This is a genomic window from Cedecea davisae DSM 4568 (assembly GCF_000412335.2).
In the GTDB taxonomy this organism is placed as follows: Bacteria; Pseudomonadota; Gammaproteobacteria; order Enterobacterales; family Enterobacteriaceae; genus Cedecea; species Cedecea davisae.
In genome coordinates this window covers 1-9,581 of record NZ_KE161031.1, presented here as the reverse complement: position 1 = coordinate 9,581, position 9,581 = coordinate 1, and the positions used below count along the sequence as shown (strand labels likewise).

7 protein-coding genes are annotated in these 9,581 nt (G+C 44.9%); 4 read left to right on the top strand and 3 right to left on the bottom strand.

Features of this window, described 5'->3' with window-relative positions:
• The first annotated feature begins 8 nt into the window (after positions 1-8).
• Complete coding sequence (locus tag HMPREF0201_RS22275; protein ID WP_244878538.1) at positions 9-3,620, top strand: type ISP restriction/modification enzyme; 3,612 nt, start codon at positions 9-11, stop codon at positions 3,618-3,620.
• Between the two features lie 235 nt (positions 3,621-3,855).
• Here the strand turns inward: HMPREF0201_RS22275 and HMPREF0201_RS22270 are convergent, their stop codons facing one another.
• The 3 genes from HMPREF0201_RS22270 to traD all read right to left on the bottom strand — a co-directional run bounded on the left by HMPREF0201_RS22270 (position 3,856) and on the right by traD (position 6,331).
• Entirely contained in the window at positions 3,856-4,305 is a 450-nt protein-coding gene (locus HMPREF0201_RS22270; protein ID WP_016517644.1) for a helix-turn-helix domain-containing protein, read from the bottom strand.
• Positions 4,306-4,312: 7 nt separating this feature from the next.
• Positions 4,313-5,269: a replication initiation protein gene (locus HMPREF0201_RS22265; RefSeq protein WP_039899550.1), complete on the bottom strand. Its 957-nt coding sequence runs from the start codon at positions 5,267-5,269 to the stop codon at positions 4,313-4,315.
• 594 nt (positions 5,270-5,863) lie between these two features.
• Complete coding sequence (traD, locus tag HMPREF0201_RS22260) at positions 5,864-6,331, bottom strand: conjugal transfer protein TraD (RefSeq protein ID WP_016517641.1); 468 nt, start codon at positions 6,329-6,331, stop codon at positions 5,864-5,866.
• 164 nt (positions 6,332-6,495) lie between these two features.
• On the opposite strand from traD, the gene mobA reads away from it, so the two are divergent.
• The 3 genes from mobA to HMPREF0201_RS22245 form a co-directional block, all read left to right on the top strand.
• Entirely contained in the window at positions 6,496-7,605 is a 1,110-nt protein-coding gene (mobA, locus tag HMPREF0201_RS22255; protein ID WP_016517640.1) for a mobilization protein MobA, read from the top strand.
• Positions 7,606-7,617: 12 nt separating this feature from the next.
• On the top strand, positions 7,618-8,211 hold the full coding sequence (locus tag HMPREF0201_RS22250) for a mobilization protein MobX (protein WP_016517639.1): 594 nt from the start codon (positions 7,618-7,620) through the stop codon (positions 8,209-8,211).
• 112 nt (positions 8,212-8,323) lie between these two features.
• Positions 8,324-9,581, top strand: a 1,258-nt coding sequence (locus HMPREF0201_RS22245; protein ID WP_016517638.1) for a restriction endonuclease, incomplete at its 3' end; no start/stop codon positions are given.

Here is a 9,581-nt window from a genome sequence, read left to right as displayed (position 1 = left end):
TGCTTGCCGTGGAAGAAAAGCATGTCAGCCGCCGCATTCAGTCTCTGCTGAAGGATGAAAATAATCAGCTCAAAGTCGATGATGCGGCAAAGATTGTGGGTTGCTGGAAAGCACTGGCAAAGCAGGGACTGGCGGGGGCAGATGGCGTTCACCCTGATGCGATGAAACGGGCTGTTGCGTTCTGTCAGGTGATAGAAAAAGACTTTCGCGGAAAGACGCATAAGGTCAGTTCTAAACTGATCACTGAAATGTTCGGAGCAGTGGTTGAGGCTTATCAGGCCTCCGAGATCGAACTTCTCAGGGAAACCGCACCGGATAAGGCGATTGACCCATCATTAAAACTTCAGTGTCAGGTGAAGCACGTTGACGGCAGCATGAATGCCACTGAGAAAAAATCCAAAATTGAATGGCTGAAAGCGGACACGGATGAAAATGTCTGCCGGATATTGTCTAACGTCCGTTGTTTATCTGAAGGCGTGGATGTGCCTTCTCTGGATGCGGTGTTGTTTTTAACGCCGAGAAGCTCTCAGGTGGATGTGGTGCAGTCTGTCGGACGTGTGATGCGGCGTGCTGAAGGTAAGGAGCTGGGCTACGTCATTCTGCCGGTTGTCATTCCCGCCGGAGAAGAGCCGGAGAATGCGTTGAACAATAATCAGGCTTACCGTGTTGTCTGGCAGGTGCTGAATGCACTCAGGGCGCATGATGACCGCTTTGATGCCATGATCAACAAGCTGGAGTTTAACGGTAAAGATACCGGCAGAATGGAAGTGATCGCGGTAGCCGATAAAGTGGTGAAGAAAACCAAACGGCAGACGAAAAAATCTGAGATAGCAGGAAAAGCGCGTAAAAGCAGTGGCATTGGTTCAGCCGTGAGCCCCGCTCCTGAACAGTTTGATATTGAGTTTTCCGTTGGTGAGATTGAGCGCGCCCTGTACGCAAAAATCGTTAAAAAATGCGGTAACCGGCATCACTGGGAGGACTGGGCAAACGACATTGCTAAAATTGCCCGTACCCATATCGACCGCATTCGGGGCATTCTCGAAAATCCGGGGAATAAAATAGAAATCAGTGCCTTCAGGGCATTTGCCGATGAACTGCGTGATGATCTGAATAACAGTGTTTCCGACGATGAAATCATTGAAATGCTGGCACAGCATCTGATAACCAAGCCGGTCTTTGATGCCCTGTTTGCCGATTACAATTTTACCGACCATAACCCGATGAGTATGGCGATGCAGAACGTGCTTAACACGTTACAGGAGCATCATCTCGAAAAAGAAGCCAGCACGCTGAACAGCTTCTATGAGTCGGTAAAAATGCGTGCAGACGGCATTACCACCGCAGAAGGTAAACAGCAGATTATCGTACAGTTGTACGATAAGTTTTTCAGAAACGCGTTCCCGAGAATGACTGAGCGTCTGGGAATTGTGTATACGCCTGTTGAGGTGGTTGATTTTATTATTCACAGCGTGAATGACGTGCTGAAAAAGGAGTTCGGACAAACACTCGCCGACAAAGGTGTGCATATTCTTGACCCATTCACCGGAACCGGTACGTTTATCACCCGCCTGCTGCAAAGTGGTCTTATCCCGTCAGATAAACTGGCTTACAAGTTTAAAAATGAAATCCATGCCAACGAAATCGTCTTGTTAGCCTATTACATTGCCGCCATTAATATTGAGGCGGTGTATCACAGCATCACGGAAGAATCAGAGTACACGCCATTTGAAGGGATTTGTCTGACTGACACCTTTGAAATGTATGAGAAAGATGACCTGGTCAGTGAGGTTTTGGTTGATAACAGTGAACGCCGTAAGCGTCAAAAAGCGCTGGATATTCGAGTCATTGTCGGGAATCCTCCATACTCAGCTGGTCAGGGCTCTGCGAATGACAACAACGCAAATATATCTTACCCTGGCTTAGATAAAAGAATTAAAGATACATATGCTTTAAACTCCAAGGCAACGTCAACAAAAAATCTGATGGATTCTTATATTCGAGCTATTCGATGGGCAAGTGACCGCGTTGGTGAGCAAGGCGTAATTGGATTTATAACCAATGCTGGCTATATTGACTCAAATTCAACTGATGGGCTCAGGAAGTGCTTAATTGATGAGTTTAGTTCAATATATGTATTTCACTTGCAAGGTAATTCAAGAAGGAGTTCTGGCGAGTTAGCGAAAAAAGAGGGGGCTGGGATTTTTGAAATAAGAACACCAGTTGCTATCACTATTTTAGTGAAAAACAGAGAGAGGAAAAGCAAAGGGGAACTGAAGTTCTTTAAAATAGGAGACTATTTGTCGCGAGAGGAGAAATTAGAATTTATCTCAAAAGTTTCAAGTGTTGATGGTGCTGAAATTAAAAGTAAGTGGGAATCGATTGTTCCTGACTCATATAACGATTGGGTTAACCAAAGGGATGATAGTTTCTATGAATTTATTGAGATTGGAAATAAAAAAAATAAAAAAAGCACATCTTTGTTTTTAAATTATTCGCTGGGTGTAGGAACTAACAGGGATGCTTGGGTTTATCAAAGTAGTAGATCAAAGCTAGTTGATAATATTAATAGAACGATTTCATTTTACAATGAGAACTTGTCATCAGGAGTGGAGCCTATTTTTGATGTAAAATCAATAAGTTGGTCAAGTAGTCTCATATCAGCGTTTTCTAGTGGGAAAAAAATAAAATTCGAGCCTTTAAATATTAGGGAATCACTATATAGGCCATTCCAGAAACAATGGCTCTACTTTGGTGGTGGGTTAACGCATCGAGTCGGTCAATTTCCAAAGATATTTCCAATTGGTGGTGATAATTTAATAATAGCAGTTACAGGTCTTGGCGGTAAGAAAGGTTTTTCAGTATTAATTTCAAACTGCCTTATGGATCTTAATCTTATGGATGCAGGTTCTCAGTGTTTTCCTCTTTATTTGTATGATGATGAAAGTTCATTGAGTGATGATGTTGGTTTTTTAAATGCAACTGAGAAAAAAAGAAAGTATGGTATAAGTGATGAAGGGTTAAATTATTTCAGCAGCCACCTTAATGATATGGCCATCACTAAGGAGGATGTTTTTTACTATCTTTATGGGCTTTTACACAGCCAAGATTACCGTAATCGTTATAGTGACAATCTAACTAAAGAACTGCCAAGAATACCATGTGTAAAGAATATAAATGATTTTTGGGCTTTTTCTGATGCTGGTCGCAAATTAGCCGGGTATCATTTGAACTATGAAACAGTTGAGCCATATAAAGCGAATATTGATACAGGGCTTATTAGTTATTCTCAATTAGGAAAAGACGATTTTTATGTCGAGAAGATGAAGTTCGCCAAAAAAGGTGAAAAAGATACGGTCATCTATAACAATAAAATTCGCATAAAAAACATTCCAACTGAAGCCTATGACTACGTTGTGAATGGCAAGCCAGCTCTTGAATGGGTGATGGAGCGGCAAGGTGTCTCTACTCATAAAGATAGCGGTATTGTGAATGATGCTAATGACTGGGCAGTTGAAACAATGAATAACCCTAGATACCCACTAGAGCTATTCCTGAGAATTATCACTGTCAGCCTGGAAACTCAGAAAATCGTCAATAGCCTGCCTAAATTAGATATCTAATCGATAGGTGTGCAGGATGGAAAAACCATCCTGCACAATTTTGATGATTTTCATGAATCCTGTCGTTTTTAACATAATGGATCTTGCGCGCACCGCCCGAACACCACTCGCCACAAAAAACCGCCGGAACGTCCAAAAGTACGGGTTTTGCTGCCCGCAAACGGGCTGTTCTGGTGTTGCTAGTTTGTTATCAGAATCGCAGATCCGGTTTCAGTCGGTTTGCCGGCTGAAAACGCTATTTCTTCCAGAATTGCCATGATTTTTTCACCACATGAGGTGTCACTGGTTCCGATGTATTCGGCAGTTTAGACTCGATTAGCAGCAAAGCATGTTTGAGATCCTCATTGCGTTTGTCTTTTTCATCGAGTAGTAGCTCTTTCTCACGCAGCAATGCCTTTACGAGTTCTATTTCAGCTTTTAAGGCATAGTTTTCATGTAGCAAATTCTGGTCAGGTAACTGCACAAAATCGCCTGCCAAATGCTGCACAGTACTGCCTGATTGTTCACTGCCAACCTGCTGACCAGTAAATGATCCGAAAACACGTAGAAGCTCTGATGTGTCTAGTTTTGAAGCACCACCGCTATCTGTGCACTTGGTCAGTTTTCCCTGCTTAATGTATGACTGTACTGTTGTGCGGCTTTTTCCAGTTAGTCTGGCTGCTTCGCTTATTGATACTAAAGCCATAGATACCTCAGTTCCGTCCGTACTTAGCTAAAATTTTCTCTAGCGTGGCTCGTTGTTTTTGAGTCAGCCATGTAAATGAGCCGTTGAGATCATACTTACTCTGCATGTCACTCAGGAATTTAGCTTCAAATCCAGTAAGTTGTATTTTCGCAGTTAAAGCATCATGTAATGTTGTTTTTAGCCCCTCATGCAGACGATTTTCAGGCGTTAAACGGATTGAGTTATCTTCTTTTTTTGATATTGGTTCTTTTGCTAGCTCAGTCACAAGGTCAATTTGTTTATCCAGTTCAACTTGGAAGATCAGCGTATCAGCAGGACGACCGCGCTTATCAATAGATAGTTTTATATTGCTATAGGTATTTAAATCTTTTGAAATTGGTTTTAAAACCCAATGATTTAGTAATTTATATTCTGGGTAGCTTTTTTCTAACATTAGCATGAATTTAAACTCATCAATGCTTATTGAAATATTGGCTTTATGTGTTTTTCTTTGCGTTAGTTCTTTTAGCAGCCATTCATAAATGCGCATTGAGTATTTATTTTCAAAGGACTTAACATGCTCGAGGTTGTATTTAATGAATCTCTTTAGGTGAAATAGTAATGGGATTATATATTTACTAAAAACTAAAGTTACCTCTTGTGTTTCCCTATTGAACTCTGCATATTCAGCCCAATTAAAAACACGCATAGATACAGCACCTGTTGGATATATTAATTCAATAGACCGCTTAAATAACTCTCGTGTTGATGTATTTAATCGCCCCCACGCATTCTCATAACTTATCCCCATAAATGAAGAATATTCGGAGCATGAAAATTTAACCGTTCGTTCAGTTTCATCTGGTGTTTCTAATGTAGGGTTTAGCTTTGCAACACAAAACAGGATTAGTTTCGTTTCGTGCTCTGTTAGGTCATAACGACTAACCGCAAGCTCGTTTGCTTTGAATACTACCAATTCAGCCATGACTAAAACCATTGGTTGTGATTTTAAAACAACATAACCCTTCCGATTGGTTATGTCAATTTCATTGTCATAACCTTTTATGTGGTTGTGTGGATTACCTAATTTTCACTTAACCTTTTGAAAGGAGATCCTAATTTTTGCTTAACCTTTCCTAATTTTCACTTAACCTTTCATGTATTTTTTACTTATAAAACAAAACATTAAAATCACTAGAATAAAGAAAGAATAAAAAAGATAAAAAAGAATAGATCCCAGCTTTGTGGATAACTAACCGCCAGTGCCAGTTGAGCGATATGATAAAAGGATGTCGCAAACAGCGTTTGCTCCTCCAAAAAACATACCTTCAAACACGAAAGAATGAGGTAGCACCCTCGCAAGCTCGGGCAAATCGCTGAATATTCCTTTTGTCTCCGACCATCAGGCACCTGAGTCGCTGTCTTTTTCGTGACATTCAGTTCGCTGCGCTCACGGCTCTGGCAGTGAATGGGGGTAAATGGCACTACAGGCGCCTTTTATGGATTCATGCAAGGAAATCTACCCATGACACAAGAAAAGCCCGTCACGGGCTTCTCAGGGCGTTTTATGGCGGGTCTGCTATGCGGTGCTGTCAGACTTCTTGCTGTTCAGCAGTTCCTGACCTCTGATTTTCCAGTCTGACCACTTCGGATTATCCCTCGACAGGTCATTCAGACTGGCTAATGCACCCAGCAAGGCAGCGGTATCATCAACAGGCTTCCCCGTCTGGCTGTCAACCAGACCCGCCAGGATAAGCAGTCCGGCTGACTGGTACAGCGCATGGTCACGGGCTTTACGGGCGGCTCTGGCTTCTGCCCGTTTTTCGGCCTGTATCAGATTCATGACTTTTGCTCTGGCTTCCTGCGCTTTTTCTGCTGCCTGTTCAGCCTTCATCAGCAGGGACAGCGTTTTGATATCCTGCGCTGTTTTATCCGCTTTATCCGTCAGTATCAGCATGAGTTTCTGCTGTTCATTCGGCGACTTTAAGCCGCGAATGTACTGCACTCTGTCTGCTGCCCATTTTTCCTGTTTTTCGCTTTTAGCCATGACTGTTTTATCCTCTGAATGTTGATGTGGAAATTATGGTCAGGAATGGCGGCCGAGGTCAAATGCAGGTAGAATCACTGATAAGCTTTTTATTATCAGTGCGCACTTAGACGTTTCTTCACTTCGTTCAGAAACGGTGCGCGCCTTCAGCGGGATAAAACACGATGGCATCTTATCATCTCAGCGTAAAAACCGGCGGGAAAGGCAGTGCCTCTCCCCATGCCGATTACATTTCGCGTGATGGAAAGTATGCCCGTGAAAAAGACTCCGACCTTGAGCATAAGGAGTCCGGCAATATGCCTGCGTGGGCAGCGCATAAACCGTCCGAGTTCTGGAAAGCCGCTGACACGTCTGAACGTGCCAACGGCTGTACCTACCGTGAAATCGAGATTGCCCTGCCGCGTGAGTTAAAACCCGAACAACGTCTTGAGCTTGTCCGCGATTTTGTCCAACAGGAAATTGGCGACCGCCATGCCTATCAGTTCGCTATCCATAATCCGAAAGCAGCGATAGCCGGTGGCGAGCAGCCCCACGCCCATATCATGTTCTCTGAACGCATTAATGACGGTATTCACCGTGACCCTGAGCAGTATTTTAAACGGGCTAACACCAAAGAGCCGGAGCGCGGTGGCGCAAAAAAGGCACGTTTCGGGGAAACACCGACCGAACGCAAAGAATACCTTGTTGCCCAGCGGGAACGCTGGGCTGACCTCCAGAATAAGCACCTTGAACGGTATCAGCACGCTGACCGGGTTGATTCCCGTTCCCTGAAGGCGCAGGGCATTGACCGTGAGCCTGAGCGGCATCTGGGCGCGGGTCAGGTTCAGCGGTTCGATACTGAACAGTTACAGTCCATTCTTGCGCGCAGGGAAGCGGAAAGACAGGCGCAGCAGTCCCGTGATGAACGGGACTGCGTCATTGATGTTACCACCTCGCTGCGGGAAGCCATCCACGAACGGGATGATGCGTCCGTTAAGCCGGCGCAGCAACCTGAGCCGGAAGTCGCTGCCGGCATCACCTTCGATTTTGAAAAAGAGCCTGACAAGCTGAACGCACTGGTCAGTGATGCCATGAAGGACGTACAGGAAGAAATCGATCTTCAGTCCCTTGTTAACAATGCGATGGCGGAGTTCCAGGGGATACATCAGGAGATGGAAAGGCAGAGAGAGCGCGAACGTCTGGCGGAAAAACAGCGTCAGCAGGAGAAAGAACGACAGCGACTCGCCGAACAGATACGACAGAAGCCGGATAAAGGCTGGTCATTCTCACGATAGACAGGATTTTGTATGAGCGACGAAATTAAACAAATTGCCGCCCTTATCGGGCATCATCAGGCGCTGGAAAAGCGTGTTACTTCTCTGACAGAACAGTTTCAGGCCGCCTCATCACAATTACAGCAGCAAAGTGAAACGCTGAGCAGGGTCATTCGTGAGCTGGACAGCGCGTCCGGTAATATGACTGACACCGTCAGGAAATCGGTGAGTTCCGCGCTCACTCAGGTTGAGAAAGAACTGAAACAAGCCGGATTAGCACAGCAGAAACCGGCGACAGAAGCGCTGAATCAGGCTGCCGATACGGCGAAAGCGATGATCCATGAAATGCGTCGTGAGATGTCACGCTATACGTGGAAATCCGCGATTTATCTTGTACTGACGATATTCTTCGTCCTGGCTTCCTGCGTGACGGCATTTACGTGGTTTATGAATGACGGGTATAGCCAGATTGCTGAAATGCAGAGGATGGAAGCGGTCTGGCAAAAGAAAGCCCCGCTGGCTGACATATCGCGCTGTGACGGAAAGCCCTGCGTTAAGGTGGACACTCGCACTACGTATGGTGATAAAGGGGATAAAGAGAATACCTGGATGATTATTAAGAAATAACATCATAGAGCACAGAACGCTGTGCGTCGATCTCCGGCGGAGAAAGCATTAATTAAACGTGTCGGGGGGATCTGATAACCCCAGCAAATAAAGGACATTAAGGATATCAACGATGAATGCACTTTCTGCATTGCTGACAAAAATTGAACAGGCTTCACCAACACAGCGGGACAAAGGTACAACCTTTGAAAACCTTTGTGTGCAGTATTTCCTCCATGAACCTAAATATGCCGAGCTGTACAGTGACGTGCTGAGCTATGGCGGATGGGTTTCTCAGTACGGTGAAACCGTTGGGATCACGAAGAAAAAAGATGATGGCATTGATTTGGTCGCCGTAACCAAAACGGGGGAGTTTCATGCTATCCAGTGCAAAAACTACAATCAGACTAAAATCGCCAAAAAGGATATTGATAGTTTTCTGGCTGCCTCCGATAAAACGTATTTTACGCTCCGCTATATCGTTGCCTCTACGGATAACTGGACGGAGGAAGCTAAAAATATGCTGCGGGACAAGGCCGTTCCTGTCACTGCGTTAAGCCTGACAGACCTTGAGCAAAGCGCACTGGACTGGTCACAATTCGATTTTGATCCGGCCTACAAACCGGTGATGAAAGCAAAAAAACAACTCCGACCTCATCAGACTCCCGCGCTTGAAGCCGTGAAAAGAGGGCTGACGACTGCCGACCGCGGCAAGCTTATTATGGCGTGCGGCACAGGGAAAACCTTCACCTCGCTGCGTATCGCTGAAGCGGTTGCCGGACGGGGGAAAACCGTACTGTTCCTTGTGCCCAGTCTGGCATTGTTGAGTCAGACGCTGGATGAATGGACACAGGATACGCTGATAGACCTGCGCTGTTTTGCTGTCTGCTCTGACAGTGATGTGGGTAAGAAAAACCATGATGACAATGTCGTTGTTGGTATCAGCGACCTGAAATATCCGGCGACCACGAATGCGAACAGCCTCGTCAAAGCGTTTAATCAGCCTGATATCTTCGGCAGTGATAAGCCGCCTTATATGAACGTGGTGTTTTCTACCTACCACTCTGTTGAGGTCATCCATCAGGCGCAAAAACTGGGTTTTCCTGCATTTGATTTCATCATTTGTGATGAAGCTCACCGGACCACAGGTGCGACCTTTGAAGGGGATGATGAGTCCGCCTTTGTTCGTATTCACGACAATGCCTATATTGCCGGTCAAAAACGCCTGTACATGACCGCGACCCCACGAATTTTTGGAGATGATGCGAAAGAGACTGAGGGAGTTACCCTATGCTCAATGGATGACAAAAGTCTTTATGGGGATGATTTGTATGTCATTACCTTCTCTAAAGCCGTCCAGTTGGGCATTTTGTGTGATTACAAAGTTATTG